Source organism: Nocardioides silvaticus (assembly GCF_003160695.1).
In the GTDB taxonomy this organism is placed as follows: Bacteria; Actinomycetota; Actinomycetes; order Propionibacteriales; family Nocardioidaceae; genus Nocardioides; species Nocardioides silvaticus.
Map to the genome: position 1 here is coordinate 124,426 of NZ_QGDD01000007.1, position 16,055 is coordinate 140,480.

Below are 16,055 nucleotides of genomic sequence, written 5' to 3' on the forward strand. Positions count from 1 at the left end.
AGCGTGGGCCCATGCGACTGACGAAGCTCGGGCACTCCTGCGTGCGGGTCGAGCACGACGGGACGGTGCTGGTCCTCGACCCCGGCGTCTTCACCGGCCACGGCGCGATCGACGGGGCCGACGCCGTGCTCATCACGCACGAGCACCCCGACCACTACGACCCGGAGCAGCTGCGGCGCAGCGACGCGGCGGTCTACACGATCGAGGCGGTCGCTGCGCAGATCCGCGAGGGCGCGCCCGACCTGGCGGAGCGGGTCACCGTCGTCACGCCGGCAGAGGAGCTGTCGATCGGCGGGATCCCGGTGCGAGCGGTCGGCGAGCTGCACGCAGTGATCCACCCCGAGCTGCCGCGGTTCGACAACAGCGGCTACCTGCTCACGCTGGGTGACACCACGGTCTTCCACCCCGGCGACGCGCTGACCGGTCCGGACCGACCGGTCGACGTGCTGCTCGCGCCGGTGTGCGCGCCGTGGATGAAGGTCTCCGAGGGCATCGACTTCGCGCGGTCGGTCGGCGCGCCCCGCAACGTGGCGATCCACGACCGCATCTACTCCGACGCCGGACTCGGCGTCGCGGACAGCCACTTCGGGCGCTTCCTCGGCGAGGCCGGTCTCGACTACGTGCGTCTCGCCGAGGGCACCGACCTGTGAGGCCGTGACCCGGACCGGCATGATGGCCGGATGCCTCTTCGCTCCACCCTGGTCGGCGCCGCGTCCGGTGCAGCCCTCCTCGCCGGCGTCGTCGGGTTCGCCGTGGGCCTCCCGGAGGTCACCGGCGACGAACCCGACGGGGGCGGCACCGAGCAGTCCGACGTCAGCGGGACGCCCGCGACCGACCTGCTGCCCGAGGACCTCCTCGACGGCGCGCTCGTGCGCTACACCTCCCTCAACCAGGAGCTGGCTCCGCTGTTCGAGGACGTGGAGGCGTACGGCGGCGAGCAGCTGACCGACAGCTTCGACACCGACAGCGCGGTCGGTGTCTACGCGACGCCGGACGAGCAGGTGCGGGTGGCGGTCACGATCTACAACGGCGAGTCCGGGCTGTTCATCCAGACCGGCCCGCCGGTGCCGCCGGAGATGTCGGCGAACTCCGAGACCCAGGGCGAGTACGTCCGCCACGGCGACGCCGTCTGCTTCGCCCAGTACCAGTCGCAGGCCAAGGCCGAGGGCGGCCCGCCGTTCCAGGTGCAGTGCCAGCTGGTCGCCGGCGGCCGCACGATCAACGTCTACGAGGCCGGCGGCCTCGACACCCAGCAGACCGCCGACCTGGCCGCCGACGTCGCGACCCAGGCCGGCTTGAGCTGAGCGCCGCTCACCGCTGCAACGGGGTCTCCTCGCCCAGTCGCTGCAGCTTCTCCGGGTTGCGCATCGCGTAGATGTGCGTGATCCGACCGTCCTCCACGACGAAGCTGAGCGCGGTGGTCGAGCCGTCGAAGGGGACGTCGAGCCGCGCGCCCGGCAGGCCGTTGAGCGAGATCGGCATGCTGGTGAACTCGAGGGCCAGCCGCTTCGCCGTACCCAGGAAGGCCGCGACCCGGTCGGCGCCGTGCACCGGCTTGCGGACCGCGTTGGCGATCCCGCCACCGTCGGCCACCAGCACCACGTCGGGTGCGAGCACGGCGAGCAGGTCGTCGATGCCGCCGCCGCGGACCGCCGCGAGGAACCTCTCGACAGCGGCCTGCTGCTCGTCGATCTTCACCTGCATCCGGGGTCGCCGCGCGGCGACGTGCTCCTTGGCCCGGTGCGCGATCTGCCGCACGGCGGCCGGCGACTTGCCGACCGCCTCCGCGATCTCGTCGTACGGCGTGTCGAAGACCTCCCGCAGCACGAACACGGCCCGCTCGGCCGGTCCGAGCGTCTCGAGGACGGTCAGCATCGCGATCGAGACGCTCTCGGCCAGCTCGACGTCCTCGGCCACGTCCGGCGCCGTCAGCAACGGCTCGGGCAGCCACTCGCCGACGTAGTCCTCGCGCCGGCGTGACAGCGAGCGCAGCCGGTTGAGCGACTGCCGGGTGACGATGCGGACCAGGTAGGCGCGCGGGTCGCGCACCTCGTCCCGGTCGCTCTCCTCGTTCCTGGCGGCCCACCGCAACCAGCTCTCCTGCACGACGTCCTCGGCGTCGGCCGCGGAGCCGAGCATCTCGTAGGCGACGGTGAAGAGCAGGTTGCGGTGCTCGACGAACGGGTCGACCGACGACGGGGTCACGGTCACGACCGTACGGCGGCGACGGACGGCTCGGCGAGCGGCTTGAGCCCGCACGCGGCGGCGAAGCCGTCGGACTCGATGCCGAGCGCGACGTTGGGCCGGGTGGTGAAGTTCGCGAACGCGATGACCGCCGTCAGCTCGACCATCGCGGCGTCGCCGAGCTGCTCGCGCAGGTTCGCGACCATCGCGTCGTCGACGGTGACCGGCGTCGAGCTCATCGCCTCGGCGTAGGCCATCACGTCCTTCTCCAGCGGCGTGAAGACGTCGGACTCGCGCCAGCGCGGGACCTCGCGGGCCTTGTCCAGGTCGATGTCCTTGTTGCGGGCCTCGAAGTAGTTGAAGTCGAGGCACCAGGTGCAGCCGATGTAGGAGGCGACGGCCATGTGGGCGAAGGTCTTCAACCCCTCGTCGCAGGCGTCCCACTTCTTCAGCTTGCCGCCCAGGCCGCCCATCGCCATCAGCACCTTCTGGTTGTGCCAGTAGACGCCGACCGACGTCGGCACCTGGCCGAGGGTCTTCTTGATCATCCGCTTGAGCAGAGCGCCCTTGAAACCGGTGATCTCGGCGGCGGGGATGCGGGTCTCACTCATGACTGGTCCTCCTCGGTTGCGGTGTCTCTTCGTCGTGACGACATGGAGACACCGCATCCGCGGAGGATGTGACAGCTCCCGGTCGTCGAGCCGCCCGAGCGCCGGTCGGTCGTCGAGCAGCCCGAGCGCCGGTTGGTCGTCGAGCAGCCCGAGCGCCGGTTGGTCGTCGAGTAGTCCGAGCGCCGGTTGGTCGTCGAGTAGTCCGAGCGCCGGTTGGTCGTCGAGTAGTCCGAGCGCCGGTTGGTCGTCGAGTAGTCCGCGCGCCGGTTGGTCGTCGAGTAGTCCGAGCGCTCTGGCGCGAGGACGTATCGAGACGCGGCACGCTGGCGGATGCAGTCGTTGCGGCGTCTCGATACGTCGCTCGCTGCGCTCGCTCCTACTCGACGACCGGGTGCTGCTGCGCTCGCTCCTGCTCGACGACCGGGTGCTGCCGCGCTCGCTCCTGCTCGACGACCGGTGCTGCTGCGCTCGCTCTTGCTCGACGACCGGGTGCTGCCGCGCTCGCTCCTGCTCGACGACCGTTGAGGTCAGGACCAGTAGACGATGACCCTGTCGCCGATCTGGACCTGGTCGTACAGCCAGGCGATCCCGTCGTAGTCGCGGATGTTGGCGCACCCGTGGGAGGCGCCGTTGTAGCCGTTGGCCGCGAAGTCGGGGGAGTAGTGCACGGCCTGGCCGCCGGAGAAGAACATCGCGAACGGCATCGAGGTGTCGTACAGGCTCGACACGTGGTCGCGGCTCTTCTGGAAGACGCTGAACTCGCCCTCGCGGGTCGGCGTGTACTCGCCGCCGAAGCGCACGTCCATCGTCTTCACGACCTTGCCGTCGACGACCCAGCGCAGGGTGCGGCTGGTCTTGTCGATGCAGAGCACCCGGCCCACCTCGCAGCGCGGGTCGAGCGCGCCCGGGGTGTTGGTGGTGGGCTGGTTGGTCAGCTCGGCCTGGGTCGGCTTCGTCGTCATCGCGTAGAGCCGGTCGAGCGTGCGCTGGTCCACCTCGCCGGTGACCGGGATCTCGCGCTTGGCCTGGAAGCCGCGCACGGCCTCGGCCGTCACGTCGCCGTAGTAGCCGGTGACGTCGGCGTCGAACCAGTCGATCTGGGCCAGCCGGGCCTGCAGGTCACGGACGTCGGCGCCCTCGTCGCCGGGCGCGAGCAGGGTGGGTCCGGGCTGGAGGGCGGGCTCCGTCGGCTGCTCCGGCTGCTCCGGCTGCTCCGGCTTCTCCTGCTCCGGCTCCGTGGGCTCGTCCGGCTCGTCGGCGGGCTGGGACGGCCCTTCCTCCGGTCGGTGGCTGTCGGGACGGTCCGTGGCGGACGGGGCGGAGTCGTTCGCGGCGGAGTCGGCGGGGCGCTGCTGCCAGGGGAGGTTGCCCTCCTGGGCGGCCCAGCCGACGCCGTACGCGAGGCCACACAGCAGCGCCGCGATCACGGCGACGATGGCGGAGCGGCGGAGGGCGGTCCGGGGAGACATGGCGGGATCCTTGTGGGGTCGTGGGTGGTGCGTTTCTCGGTGTGTACCGGGTTGACGCATCGACGGCCCGTTTGGTTGCGAAGATCCGCCAAGCCCTACGCTTCCGGGGTGGCCCGCGCAGCACTCGACAAGCAACCCGCCGACGTTCGGCGGATGTTCGACGCCGTCGCGAAGCGCTACGACATCACCAACGACGTGCTGTCCTTCGGCCAGGACCGGCGCTGGCGCCGGGAGGTGCTGGAGGCCGTCGACCCGTCGTACGGCGACCGGGTGCTCGACCTCGCGGCCGGCACCGGCACCTCGAGCCAGCCGTTCGCCGATGCCGGCGCGACCGTCGTCCCGTGCGACTTCTCCATCGGCATGCTGCAGGTCGGCAAGAAGCAGCTCCCGCACCTGCCGTTCACCGCGGGCGACGGCACCAAGCTGCCCTTCGCCGACGACACGTTCGACGCGGTCACCATCTCCTTCGGGCTGCGCAACATCGTCGACCCGCTCGAGGGTCTTGCGGAGATGCGTCGGGTGACCCGTCCCGGCGGCCGGCTGCTCGTGTGTGAGTTCAGCCACCCGACCTGGGCGCCGTGGCGCACGGTCTACCTCGAGTACCTGATGAAGACGCTGCCGGCGATCGCCAAGACCGTGTCGTCCTCGCCGGACGCCTACGTCTACCTCGCCGAGTCCATCCGCGCCTGGCCCGACCAGGCCGGGCTGGCGGCGATGATCGCCCGGGCGGGCTGGGCGGCTCCCGAGTGGCGCAACCTCTCGGGCGGCATCGTCGCCCTGCACCGCGCCACCGCGTGACCACGGACCATGATTTAGGGCACGTCCTCGTGGGGTAAATCCGCAGGTCAGCGGCGGGTTACGAACGTTCCGCCCCCCTTGTGCGGTTCGCGTCCCGTGGTGGCAGTATGTGCCTCACGCCACTCGTGATTCCTTTCACAAGATCACGATCGGGCCCTCCCGGACAGGGCCCGGCGCACGGGAAGGGGAGGCAGTTGGAGCTCTACACGCCGGTACTGGTGCTGGCCGCCCTGGCCGCGCTGTTCGCGGTCGGCTCGGTCGTCATGAGCGCCTTCGTCGGGCCCGCGCGCTACAACCGCGCCAAGCTCGACTCCTACGAGTGCGGCATCGAGCCGACGCCCCAGGCGATCGGCGGCCGCTTCCCGGTGAAGTACTACATCACCGCGATGCTGTTCATCGTCTTCGACATCGAGATCATCTTCCTCTACCCCTGGGCCGTGCACTTCGACGCGATGGGCTGGTTCGGGTTGATCGAGATGGTCGTCTTCATCGCCACCGTCTTCGTCGCCTACGCCTACGTCTGGCGTCGCGGCGGGCTCGAGTGGGACTGAGAGGGAACAACCTGTGGGTCTCGAAGAGAAGCTCCCGAGCGGCGTCCTGCTGACCACGGTCGAGGGCGTCGCCGGCTACTTCCGCAAGGCCAGCTTCTGGCCGGCCACCTTCGGCCTCGCGTGCTGCGCCATCGAGATGATGACCAGCGGCGGCCCGAAGTACGACCTCGCGCGCTTCGGCATGGAGGTCTTCCGCGCCAGCCCGCGCCAGGCCGACCTGATGATCGTCGCTGGCCGTGTCAGCCAGAAGATGGCACCGGTCCTCCGTCAGATCTACGACCAGATGGCCGAGCCCAAGTGGGTGCTCGCGATGGGCGTCTGCGCCAGCAGCGGCGGCATGTTCAACAACTACGCCATCGTGCAGGGGGTCGACCACGTCGTCCCGGTCGACATGTACCTGCCGGGCTGCCCGCCGCGCCCGGAGATGCTCATCGACGCGATCCTCAAGCTGCACGACAAGGTGCAGGGCACCCCGCTCGGAGCCAACCGCCAGGCGCAGATCCGCGAGCTCGAGGCCGAGGGCCTGGTCGCCCTGCCCACCGGTGACATGAAGGGCCTCCTGCGGTGACCGACGACAAGTCCAAGGACGGCGTCGACCGCACCGGCAAGAGCGAGGTGCCCGACGAGGTCGGCAAGCCGGTCGCCGAGAAGGAGGTCGTGGAGCCGAAGCCTGCCGTCCAGCAGCCGGCCGTCGACCAGTCGCCCGAGAACGTGCCGGCGCCCACCGGCGAGGTCCGACCGGTCGGCGAGCGCCGCGGCATGTTCGGCGTCAGCGGCACCGGCGACACCAGCGGGTACGGCGGGCTCGTGGCACCGGTCGTCCTCCCCGGGGCCGCCCAGCGGCCCTACGGCCCTTCGACAGGGTCAGGAGGGGCCGGTTGGTTCGACGTGGTCGCCGACGGCCTCGACCCCCTCATCGAGTCGGTCGTGATCCACCGGGGCGAGATCACCTTCCACATCGCGCGCGAGAACCTGGTCGCCGCGGTCAAGCTGCTCCGTGACGAGCCGAGCCTCCGCTTCGAGCTGTGCGCGGGCGTCAACGGCGTGCACTACCCCGAGGACGCCGGTCGCGAGCTGCACGCGGTCTACAGCTTCCTGTCGATGACCTACAACCGACGGATCCGCGTCGAGGTCAGCGTCCCCGACGCCGACCCGCACCTGCCGTCGATCTGCTCGGTCTACCCGGCCGTCGACTGGCACGAGCGCGAGACCTACGACATGTTCGGGCTGATCTTCGACGGCCACCCAGCCCTGACCCGGATCCTCATGCCCGACGACTGGCCGGGCCACCCGCAGCGCAAGGACTATCCCCTCGGCGGCATCCCGGTCGAGTACAAGGGCGGCACCATCCCGCCGCCCGACCAGCGGAGGAGCTACACCTGATGGTTTCGACAAGCTCAACCACCGGGACGGAAGACATCTACGCCGGTGCGTCGGAGACCACCGACGGCAAGGTCTTCACCGTCTCCGGTCAGGACTGGGACGAGATCGCGGCCGGTCTCGGCGAGCAGGGCGGCGACGCGCAGGAGCGGGTCGTCGTCAACATGGGTCCGCAGCACCCGTCGACGCACGGTGTGCTCCGGCTCATCCTCGAGCTCGACGGCGAGTCGGTGACCGAGGCCCGGTGCGGCATCGGCTACCTGCACACCGGCATCGAGAAGAACATGGAGTACCGGTCGTGGGTCCAGGGCGTCACGTTCTGCACCCGGATGGACTACCTGAGCCCGTTCTTCAACGAGGCGACCTACTGCCTGGGCGTCGAGCGGCTGCTCGACATCGAGGACGCCATCCCGGAGAAGGCCAACGTGATGCGGGTGCTCCTGATGGAGCTCAACCGCCTCTCCTCCCACCTGGTCTGCATCGCCACCGGCGGCATGGAGATCGGCGCGCTCACCGTGATGACGATCGGCTTCCGTGAACGCGAGCTGGTCCTCGACCTGTTCGAGCTGATCACCGGTCTTCGGATGAACCACGGCTTCATCCGCCCCGGCGGCGTCGCCCAGGACCTCCCCCCGGGTGCTCTCGACGAGATCCGCGGTTTCGTCGCCCTGATGAAGAAGCGGCTGCCGGAGTACGCCGCGCTCTGCAACGCCAACCCGATCTTCAAGGCCCGCCTGGAGGGCGTCGGGCACCTCGACCTCGAGGGTTGTCTCGCGCTCGGGGTCACCGGTCCGGTCCTCCGGAGCACCGGCTACCCGTGGGACCTGCGCAAGACCTCGCCGTACTGCGGCTACGAGACCTACGACTTCGACGTGCAGACCTGGGACACCTCGGACTCCTACGGCCGGTTCCGGCTGCGTCTCAACGAGATGTGGGAGTCGCTGAAGATCATCGAGCAGGCGGCCGACCGTCTCGCGAAGATGGAGGGCGAGCCGGTCATGGTCGCCGACAAGAAGATCGCCTGGCCCAGCCAGCTCGCGATCGGCAGCGACGGCATGGGCAACAGCCTCGACCACATCCGCCACATCATGGGCGAGTCGATGGAGGCCCTGATCCACCACTTCAAGCTGGTCACCGAGGGCTTCCGGGTGCCGGCGGGCCAGGCCTACGTGCCGATCGAGTCGCCCCGTGGCGAGCTCGGGGCCCACGTGGTCTCCGACGGCGGCACCCGCCCGTTCCGCGCCCACTTCCGCGATCCGTCGTTCAACAACCTGCAGGCGATGGGCGTGATGAGCGAGGGCGGCATGCTCTCCGACGTCGTCGTCGCGATCGCCAGCCTCGACCCGGTGATGGGAGGCGTCGACCGGTGATCACCCCACTCGACGACAAGACGCTCGGCGAGCTGCGCGAGATCGCGGCCCGCTACCCGGAGAAGCGCTCCGGCCTGCTGCCGATGCTGCACCTCGCGCAGTCGGCGCAGGGCAAGGTGACCCCGGAGGCCATCGAGGTCTGCGCGGAGATCCTCGACATCTCCCCGGCGGAGGTCAACGGCGTCGCGACCTTCTACACGATGTACAAGCGGCACGGGGTCGGCGACTTCCACGTCGGCGTCTGCACCAACACGCTGTGCGCGGTGATGGGCGGCGACGCGATCTTCGCCCGGCTGAAGGACCACCTCGACGTCGGCAACGACGAGGTCGCCGAGAAGCGGCAGGGCGACCAGTACTCCGTGAGCCTCGAGCACATCGAGTGCAACGCGGCCTGCGACTACGCACCGGTCGTGATGGTCAATTGGGAGTTCATGGACAACCAGACGCCCGAGGGCGCCGTCCAGATGGTCGAGTCGCTCCGCGCCGGCCACGACGTGCGGTCCACGCGTGGCCCGAGACTGTGCACCTGGCGCGAGGCCGAGCGCGTGCTCGCGGGCTTCCCCGACGGGCTCGTCGACGAGGGCCCGGCCGCCGGGCCGGCCAGCCTCGCCGGTCTCGAGATCGCGCGCGAGCAGGGTTGGACCGCCCCCGAGGGCGCACCTGCTGCTGCCGCCGTCGGGTCGGCCGACTCCAAGCAGGGCGCGGTCGCCGAGGCCGACACCTCGCGCGCCGAGGCCGAGACCGTCGACGAGACGTCCGGTGCCGACGAGGCCGGGGCCGAGAAGAAGGAGGCGAAGTGACCAGCACGCTGACGCCGGTCCTCACGGACATGTGGGACGTCGATCGCTCCTGGACGCTGGCGGCCTACGAGGCCAAGGGCGGCTACCAGGCGCTCGACAAGGCCTTCGGCATGAGCCAGGACGACGTCATCACCGCGGTCAAGGACTCCGGCCTGCGGGGCCGTGGCGGCGCCGGCTTCCCGACCGGCATGAAGTGGTCGTTCATCCCGCAGGACAACCCGAAGCCCAAGTACCTCGTCGTGAACGCCGACGAGTCCGAGCCGGGCACCTGCAAGGACATCCCGCTGATGATGGCCAACCCGCACGTGCTCGTGGAGGGCGTGATCGTCAGCTCCTACGCCATCCGGGCCAACAAGGCGTTCATCTACATCCGCGGCGAGGTGCTCCACGTCATCCGCCGGGTGCAGGCCGCGGTCCAGGAGGCCTATGCCGCCGGCCACCTCGGCAAGAACATCCACGGCTCGGGCTTCGACCTCGACGTGGTCGTCCACGCCGGCGCCGGCGCCTACATCTGCGGCGAGGAGACCGCGCTGCTCGAGGGTCTGGAGGGACGCCGCGGCCAGCCGCGGCTGCGCCCCCCGTTCCCCGCGGTCGCCGGTCTCTACGCCAGCCCGACGGTCATCAACAACGTCGAGTCGATCGCCTCCGTGCCGAGCATCGTCGCCAACGGCGCGGCCTGGTTCGCGTCGATGGGCACCGAGAAGTCCAAGGGCTACGGGATCTTCTCGCTGTCCGGGCACGTCCAGAAGCCGGGACAGTACGAGGCTCCGCTCGGCATCACCCTGCGCCAGCTGCTCGAGCTCGCGGGCGGCGTGCGCGCGGGACACGACCTCAAGTTCTGGACGCCCGGCGGCTCCAGCACGCCGCTGCTGACCGCCGAGCACCTCGACGTCCCGCTCGACTTCGAGGGGGTAGGGGCCGCCGGCTCGATGCTCGGCACCCGGGCCCTGCAGATCTTCGACGACAGCGTCTGCGTCGTCCGCGCCGTGCTGCGCTGGACGGAGTTCTACAAGCACGAGTCGTGCGGCAAGTGCACCCCGTGCCGTGAGGGCACCTGGTGGCTGGTGCAGACGCTGGCCCGGCTGGAGAAGGGGCAGGGCAACGAGGCCGACCTCGACCTGCTCCTCGACCAGTGCGACAACATCTTGGGTCGCTCCTTCTGCGCGCTCGGCGACGGTGCGACCAGCCCGATCTCGAGCTCGATCCAGTACTTCCGCGACGAGTACCTCGCCCACCTCACCCAGGGCGGCTGCCCGTTCGACCCCGAGCGGTCGACCGCCTGGGCGGGCCAGGAGGTGACGGCATGACGACCACTCCCGAGAAGGCGGCGGCCGGCGAGGTCGAGCGGACCGACCTGGTCAACGTGACGATCGACGGCATCCAGGTCGCCGTGCCGAAGGACACCCTGGTCATCCGCGCCGCCGAGCAGGTCGGCGTCCAGGTCCCGCGGTTCTGCGACCACCCGCTGCTCGCGCCGGTCGGCGCCTGCCGGCAGTGCCTGGTCGACGTGCCGGACGCGGGCAACGGTCGCGGCTTCCCCAAGCCGCAGGCCTCGTGCACGCTCCCCGTCGCCGAGGGCATGGTCGTCAACACGCAGGCCACCAGCCCGGTCGCCGACAAGGCGCAGCAGGGCGTGATGGAGTTCCTGCTCATCAACCATCCGCTGGACTGCCCGGTCTGCGACAAGGGCGGTGAGTGCCCGCTGCAGAACCAGGCGATGTCCAACGGTCGCGCCGAGTCGCGGTTCTCCGGCGGCGACGAGGGGATCGCCCCCGCCATCAAGCGCACCTTCCCGAAGCCGATCAACCTCTCGCCGATCGTGCTGCTCGACCGCGAGCGGTGCATCGTCTGCCAGCGGTGCACCCGGTTCGCCGACGAGATCGCCGGCGACCCGTTCATCGAGCTCCTCGAGCGTGGCGCCCAGCAGCAGATCGGCATCGCGGAGGACGCGCCGTTCCTGTCGTACTTCTCCGGCAACGTCATCCAGATCTGCCCCGTCGGCGCGCTGACCTCGGAGGCCTACCGCTTCCGGTCCCGTCCGTTCGACCTGGTGTCGGCCCCGGCCGTCGCCGAGCACGACGCCTGCGGCTCCGCGATCCGCGTCGACCACCGGCGCGGCCAGGTGATGCGCCGGCTGGCCGGCAACGACCCCGAGGTCAACGAGGAGTGGATCACCGACAAGGACCGCTTCGCGTTCACCTACGCCCACCTGGACGACCGGATCACCTACCCGCAGGTCCGGGACACCGACGGCAACCTGCGTCCGGCGTCGTGGCCCGAGGCGTTCGCCGTCGCGGCGCGCGGCCTCGCCGCCGCCAAGGACGCCGGCGGTGTCGGTGTGCTGACCGGCGGCCGGCTCACGGCCGAGGACGCCTACGCCTACAGCAAGTTCGCGCGGGTGGCGCTCGGCACCAACGACATCGACTTCCGCGCGCGGCCGCTCTCGGCCGAGGAGACCTCGTTCCTCGCCGCGCAGGTGGTGCTGACAACCCCGGGCAACGGGGGCGTGACGTACGACGACCTCGAGTCCGCCTCGAAGGTGGTGCTCGTCGGGCTGGAGCCCGAGGACGAGGCGGGTGCGATCTTCCTGCGGCTGCGCAAGGCGGTGCTCGCCGGACGCACCCAGGTGGTCGCGCTGGCGCCGTACACGACCCGGGGGCTGGGCAAGCTGTCCGGCCGGCTGGTGCCGACCGCACCCGGCGACGAGCCGGCCGCGATCCGCTCCCTCCTCGAGCAGTCCGAGTACGGCATCGACAGCACCGCCGTGGTGCTGGTCGGCGAGCGGCTCGCGACCGTGCCCGGGGCCCTCTCCGCTGCGGCCGAGCTCGCGGCGAAGTCGGGAGCCCGGCTGGCCTGGGTGCCGCGCCGCGCCGGCGACCGCGGCGCGGTCGAGGCCGGCTGCCTGCCGAACCTGCTGCCCGGTGGCCGTCCGGTGGCCGACGCGGCCGCCCGGGTCGACGTCGCCACCGCCTGGGGCGTCGACGCGCTGCCCGAGGCCGAGGGACGGGACGCCGACGCGATCGTCGCCGCGCTGGCCGCCGGCGAGCTCGGCGGCCTGGTGGTTGCCGGCGTCGACCCGCTCGACACCGCTGATCCCGCTGCCACGCGCGCCGCGATCGAGGGCGCCGGCTTCGTCGTCGCGCTCGACCTGCGCTCCTCGGAGGTGACCGCCCTCGCCGACGTGGTGCTGCCGGTCGCGCCGGTCAGCGACAAGTCCGGGTCCTTCGTGAACTGGGAGGGCCGCCTCCGCCCGTTCGAGGCCACGCTCAGCAACCCGTCCTCGCTGCCGGACCTGCGGATCCTCTCCGGCATCGCCGAGGAGATGAGCCTGGTCTCGGCTGCGGCACCGCTCGGCTTCCGAACGGTTGCCGAGGTCCGCGCCGAGATGGCCCAGCTGGGGCCGTGGGACGGGGTCTCGACAAGCTCGACCACCGGGGCCCAGCCGGTCGAGCCGTCGTCGTCGGTCGAGCCTGTCGAGACCACCGACGGCGTCGACCACCTCCGGCTCGCCACCTGGAAGCAGTCGCTCGACAACGGCCGGATGCAGGACGGCGACAAGTACCTGAAGGCCACGGCGCGGCCGCCGGTCGCGCTGGTGACCCGTGCGGTCTTCGACGCCCACGGTCCGACGATCACGATCACCGGTGACCGCGGGTCGGTCACGCTGCCCGCCGCGGTGGCCGACGACCTGGTCGACGGTGTGGTGTGGGTGCCGGCGAACTCGTTCGGCGCCGGCGTTCTCAGCGACCTGGCCTCACCGGGCAGTCGCGTGCGAGTCGAGGGAGGACAGGCATGACTCCGGACCTGGTGCCCCTGGCGGCCGGCGAACTGCCCGGCTTCGGCAACGACGTCTGGTGGATCGTCGTCGTCAAGACGCTGATGATCTTCGTCGTCCTGGTGCTGCTCACCCTGTTCAACATCTGGTGGGAGCGACGGGTCGTCGCCCGGATGCAGCACCGCATCGGTCCCAACGTGCACGGCCCCTTCGGGCTGCTCCAGTCGCTGGCCGACGGCGTGAAGCTGGCGCTGAAGGAGGACCTGACTCCCAAGGGCGCCGACAAGGTCGTCTTCATCCTCGCGCCGGTCATCGCGACCGTGCCCGCGTTCGTGACGTTCAGCGTGATCCCGTTCGGCCCCGAGGTGAACCTGTTCGGCGAGCACACGCCGCTCCAGCTCACCGACATGCCGGTCGCCGTGCTGTTCGTGATGGCCATCGCGTCCATCGGCATCTACGGCATCGTGCTCGGCGGCTGGTCCAGCGGCTCGACGTACTCCCTGCTCGGCGGGCTCCGCTCGAGCGCGCAGATGATCTCCTACGAGGTCGCGATGGGCCTCGCCCTCGTGTCGGTGTTCATGTACGCCGGCTCGATGTCGACCAGCGAGATCGTCGCGGCCCAGGAGGACTGGTGGTTCGGGCTGATCCTGCTGCCGTCGTTCGTCATCTACACGATCGCGATGGTCGGTGAGACCAACCGGGCGCCGTTCGACCTCCCCGAGGCCGAGGGCGAGCTGGTCGGCGGCTTCCACACCGAGTACTCCTCGCTGAAGTTCGCGCTGTTCTTCCTCGCCGAGTACATCAACATGGCCACCGTGTCCGCGCTGGCGACCACCCTCTTCCTCGGCGGGTGGCACGCACCGTTCTGGATCGACGAGCTCTGGGCCGGCGCCAACGAGGGCTACTGGCCGGTGCTGTGGTTCTTCGGCAAGGTCATGTTCTTCATCTTCATCTTCATCTGGCTGCGTGGCTCGCTCCCGCGACTGCGCTACGACCAGTTCATGGCGTTCGGGTGGAAGCGGCTGATCCCGATCTCGCTGATCTGGATCGTCGCGGTCGCGACGATGCGGGTCGCCCGGGAGGACCTCGAGTTCGACCGGCAGACCGCGATGATCGTCGCCGGTGGCCTGCTCGCGCTGTTCCTGGTGCTCTTCCTCATCCCCGAGAGGGCCGCGACAGGCTCGACCACCGGCGCTGACGGACAGCGGAGCCGGGACTCGCAGCGCAAGGGCGGGTTCCCCGTCCCGCCGATGCCCGACGGCGGCGCCGTGCAGGGCGCGGCCCGGCCGCTGGTGTTCGCCAGCGACCCCGTGACCACTACCCAGAGCACCGACGAGCGAGGGACGACCCATGGCTGAGAACCCCGGCAAGCAGGGCTCTCCTTCCCTGAAGGAGCAGTTCTGGGACCCGGTCGCCGGGTTCGGCGTGACCTTCCGGACGATGTTCCGCAAGGTCGTCACCGAGCAGTACCCCAAGGAGAAGCTCCCGACCGCGCCGCGCTTCCACGGCCGCCACCAGCTCAACCGGTGGCCGGACGGACTGGAGAAGTGCGTCGGTTGCGAGCTGTGCGCGTGGGCCTGCCCGGCCGACGCGATCTACGTCGAGGGCGCGTCCAACGTCGACGAGCCGGACCCCGACGGGAACTCGCAGCGGTACTCGCCCGGCGAGCGCTACGGCCGCGTCTACCAGATCAACTACCTGCGGTGCATCCTGTGCGGGCTCTGCATCGAGGCGTGCCCGACCCGCGCGCTGACGATGACCAACGAGTACGAGCTCGCCGACGACAACCGGCGCGACCTGATCTACGAGAAGTCCGACCTGCTCGCCCCGCTGCTGCCCGGCATGGAGCAGCCCCCGCACCCGATGCGGCTGGGCGACGACGAGAAGGACTACTACAAGGGCGAGTACAAGGCCGCGGCGGCAGGAGGGGACACCGCATGACCGCGTTCTGGGTCCTGGCACCGATCATGGTGCTGGCCGCGCTGGGCATCCTGTTCGTGCGCAAGGCCGTGCACGCCGCGCTGCTGCTGGCCGTCGTCATGATCAGCCTGGCGATCCTGTACGCCGTGCTCGAGGCGCCGTTCCTCTTCGCGGTCCAGATCATCGTCTACACCGGCGCGATCCTGATGCTGTTCCTGTTCGTGCTGATGCTGGTCGGCGTCGACGCGTCCGACTCCCTCGTCGAGACCATCAGGGGCCAGCGCGCGCTGGCCTGGCTCACCGGTCTGGTCTTCGCCGTCGTCCTGCTCGTCGGTCTCACCCAGATCACGTTCGGCACCGCGGTCGGCCTCGACGGCGAGGGCGGGGCCAACGAGGGCGGCAACGTCCAGGCGCTGGCCAACCTGCTGTTCTCCCGCTACGTCTTCGCCTTCGAGGTCACCAGCGCGCTGTTGATCACCGCGGCCGTCGGCGCGATGGTGCTGGCACACCGCGAGCGGCTCTCGCCGAAGGCCGGCCAGGCCGCGATCGCCGCCCAGCGGGTGCGCGACTTCACCGAGAAGGGCACCCACCTCGGCCCGCTGCCCCCGCCGGGCGTCTACGCGCGGCACAACGCGGTCGACACCCCTGCCCTGCTGCCTGACGGCAGCCCGGCGCCGGCCTCGGTCTCCCGGGTGCTCGCCGCGCGCGGCTCGGTCCGCGCGGCCGACACCCTCGCCGACGACATCGACGACATCACCGCCCAGCTCGGCCAGGACGTCGCCACCAAGCCGGAGACCAGCGGCAAGGCCGGCGCTACAGCGAGCTCTGAGGAAGATCAGGCCGCGACCAACGGTGACCACGGTGTGCGAGGCCAGGGAAAGGGTGACCACAAGTGAGCCTTACGCCGTACATCGTCCTGTCCGCGATCCTCTTCACCATCGGGTCGATCGGCGTGCTGACCCGGCGCAACGCGATCGTCGTGTTCATGTGCGTGGAGCTGATGCTCAACGCGTGCAACCTGGCCTTCGTCGCGTTCGCCCACCAGCACGGCAACCTCGACGGTCAGGTCGCCGCCTTCTTCGTGATGGTGGTGGCCGCGGCCGAGGTCGTGATCGGGCTCGCGATCATCATGACCATCTTCCGGACCCGTCGGTCGGCCTCGGTCGACGACGCCAGCCTGCTGAAGTTCTGAGAGGC

At 70.3% G+C, this 16,055-nt stretch carries 17 protein-coding genes; 14 read left to right on the forward strand and 3 right to left on the reverse strand.

Features of this window, described 5'->3' with window-relative positions; genetic code table 11:
- Positions 1-11: 11 nt before the first annotated feature.
- Both DJ010_RS15575 and DJ010_RS15580 read left to right on the forward strand, forming a co-directional pair.
- A complete protein-coding gene (locus tag DJ010_RS15575; protein WP_109695392.1) occupies positions 12-650 on the forward strand; it encodes an MBL fold metallo-hydrolase in 639 nt (212 codons plus the stop codon).
- A gap of 30 nt (positions 651-680) precedes the next feature.
- Positions 681-1,304 carry a hypothetical protein gene (locus DJ010_RS15580; RefSeq protein ID WP_109695394.1) on the forward strand — a complete coding sequence of 208 codons (624 nt, stop codon included), beginning with the start codon at positions 681-683 and terminating at the stop codon, positions 1,302-1,304.
- 7 nt (positions 1,305-1,311) lie between these two features.
- Here the strand turns inward: DJ010_RS15580 and DJ010_RS15585 are convergent, their stop codons facing one another.
- The 3 genes from DJ010_RS15585 to DJ010_RS15595 all read right to left on the reverse strand — a co-directional run bounded on the left by DJ010_RS15585 (position 1,312) and on the right by DJ010_RS15595 (position 4,264).
- Complete coding sequence (locus DJ010_RS15585) at positions 1,312-2,205, reverse strand: RNA polymerase sigma-70 factor (protein ID WP_211318821.1); 894 nt, start codon at positions 2,203-2,205, stop codon at positions 1,312-1,314.
- A 2-nt stretch (positions 2,206-2,207) separates the two neighbouring features.
- Complete coding sequence (locus DJ010_RS15590) at positions 2,208-2,795, reverse strand: carboxymuconolactone decarboxylase family protein (RefSeq protein WP_109695397.1); 588 nt, start codon at positions 2,793-2,795, stop codon at positions 2,208-2,210.
- A gap of 527 nt (positions 2,796-3,322) precedes the next feature.
- Positions 3,323-4,264, reverse strand: a complete 942-nt coding sequence (locus DJ010_RS15595) for a L,D-transpeptidase family protein (protein WP_109695399.1) — start codon at positions 4,262-4,264, stop codon at positions 3,323-3,325.
- Positions 4,265-4,372: 108 nt separating this feature from the next.
- Between DJ010_RS15595 and DJ010_RS15600 the strand changes: the two genes are divergently transcribed.
- From DJ010_RS15600 to nuoK, 12 genes are all read left to right on the forward strand, one after another.
- Positions 4,373-5,062: a demethylmenaquinone methyltransferase gene (locus DJ010_RS15600; RefSeq protein ID WP_109695401.1), complete on the forward strand. Its 690-nt coding sequence runs from the start codon at positions 4,373-4,375 to the stop codon at positions 5,060-5,062.
- 194 nt (positions 5,063-5,256) lie between these two features.
- Positions 5,257-5,613 (forward strand): NADH-quinone oxidoreductase subunit A, encoded by a 357-nt coding sequence (locus DJ010_RS15605; protein ID WP_109695403.1) that lies wholly within the window; start codon positions 5,257-5,259, stop codon positions 5,611-5,613.
- Between the two features lie 13 nt (positions 5,614-5,626).
- Positions 5,627-6,181, forward strand: a complete 555-nt coding sequence (locus DJ010_RS15610) for a NuoB/complex I 20 kDa subunit family protein (RefSeq protein WP_109695405.1) — start codon at positions 5,627-5,629, stop codon at positions 6,179-6,181.
- A gap of 143 nt (positions 6,182-6,324) precedes the next feature.
- Entirely contained in the window at positions 6,325-6,996 is a 672-nt protein-coding gene (locus DJ010_RS15615) for an NADH-quinone oxidoreductase subunit C (protein ID WP_281271145.1), read from the forward strand.
- Positions 6,996-8,363, forward strand: a complete 1,368-nt coding sequence (locus DJ010_RS15620; protein WP_109695407.1) for an NADH-quinone oxidoreductase subunit D — start codon at positions 6,996-6,998, stop codon at positions 8,361-8,363. The genes DJ010_RS15615 and DJ010_RS15620 overlap by 1 nt, the downstream gene beginning before the upstream one ends.
- Positions 8,363-9,163: an NADH-quinone oxidoreductase subunit NuoE gene (gene nuoE / locus DJ010_RS15625; RefSeq protein WP_109695683.1), complete on the forward strand. Its 801-nt coding sequence runs from the start codon at positions 8,363-8,365 to the stop codon at positions 9,161-9,163. The genes DJ010_RS15620 and nuoE overlap by 1 nt, the downstream gene beginning before the upstream one ends.
- Complete coding sequence (gene nuoF, locus DJ010_RS15630) at positions 9,160-10,470, forward strand: NADH-quinone oxidoreductase subunit NuoF (protein ID WP_170124656.1); 1,311 nt, start codon at positions 9,160-9,162, stop codon at positions 10,468-10,470. Before nuoE ends, nuoF begins: the two co-directional genes overlap by 4 nt.
- The gene (locus DJ010_RS15635) at positions 10,467-12,959 is read left to right on the forward strand and encodes an NADH-quinone oxidoreductase subunit G (RefSeq protein ID WP_109695409.1); all 2,493 of its coding nucleotides are present in this window, start codon (positions 10,467-10,469) and stop codon (positions 12,957-12,959) included. The genes nuoF and DJ010_RS15635 overlap by 4 nt, the downstream gene beginning before the upstream one ends.
- On the forward strand, positions 12,956-14,296 hold the full coding sequence (nuoH, locus tag DJ010_RS15640; RefSeq protein ID WP_109695410.1) for an NADH-quinone oxidoreductase subunit NuoH: 1,341 nt from the start codon (positions 12,956-12,958) through the stop codon (positions 14,294-14,296). Before DJ010_RS15635 ends, nuoH begins: the two co-directional genes overlap by 4 nt.
- Positions 14,289-14,879 carry an NADH-quinone oxidoreductase subunit NuoI gene (nuoI, locus tag DJ010_RS15645; protein ID WP_109695411.1) on the forward strand — a complete coding sequence of 197 codons (591 nt, stop codon included), beginning with the start codon at positions 14,289-14,291 and terminating at the stop codon, positions 14,877-14,879. Before nuoH ends, nuoI begins: the two co-directional genes overlap by 8 nt.
- Positions 14,876-15,754, forward strand: coding sequence for an NADH-quinone oxidoreductase subunit J (locus tag DJ010_RS15650; RefSeq protein WP_109695413.1), 879 nt, complete (start codon positions 14,876-14,878; stop codon positions 15,752-15,754). Before nuoI ends, DJ010_RS15650 begins: the two co-directional genes overlap by 4 nt.
- A complete protein-coding gene (nuoK, locus tag DJ010_RS15655) occupies positions 15,751-16,050 on the forward strand; it encodes an NADH-quinone oxidoreductase subunit NuoK (RefSeq protein ID WP_109695415.1) in 300 nt (99 codons plus the stop codon). The genes DJ010_RS15650 and nuoK overlap by 4 nt, the downstream gene beginning before the upstream one ends.
- Positions 16,051-16,055 lie beyond the last annotated feature (5 nt).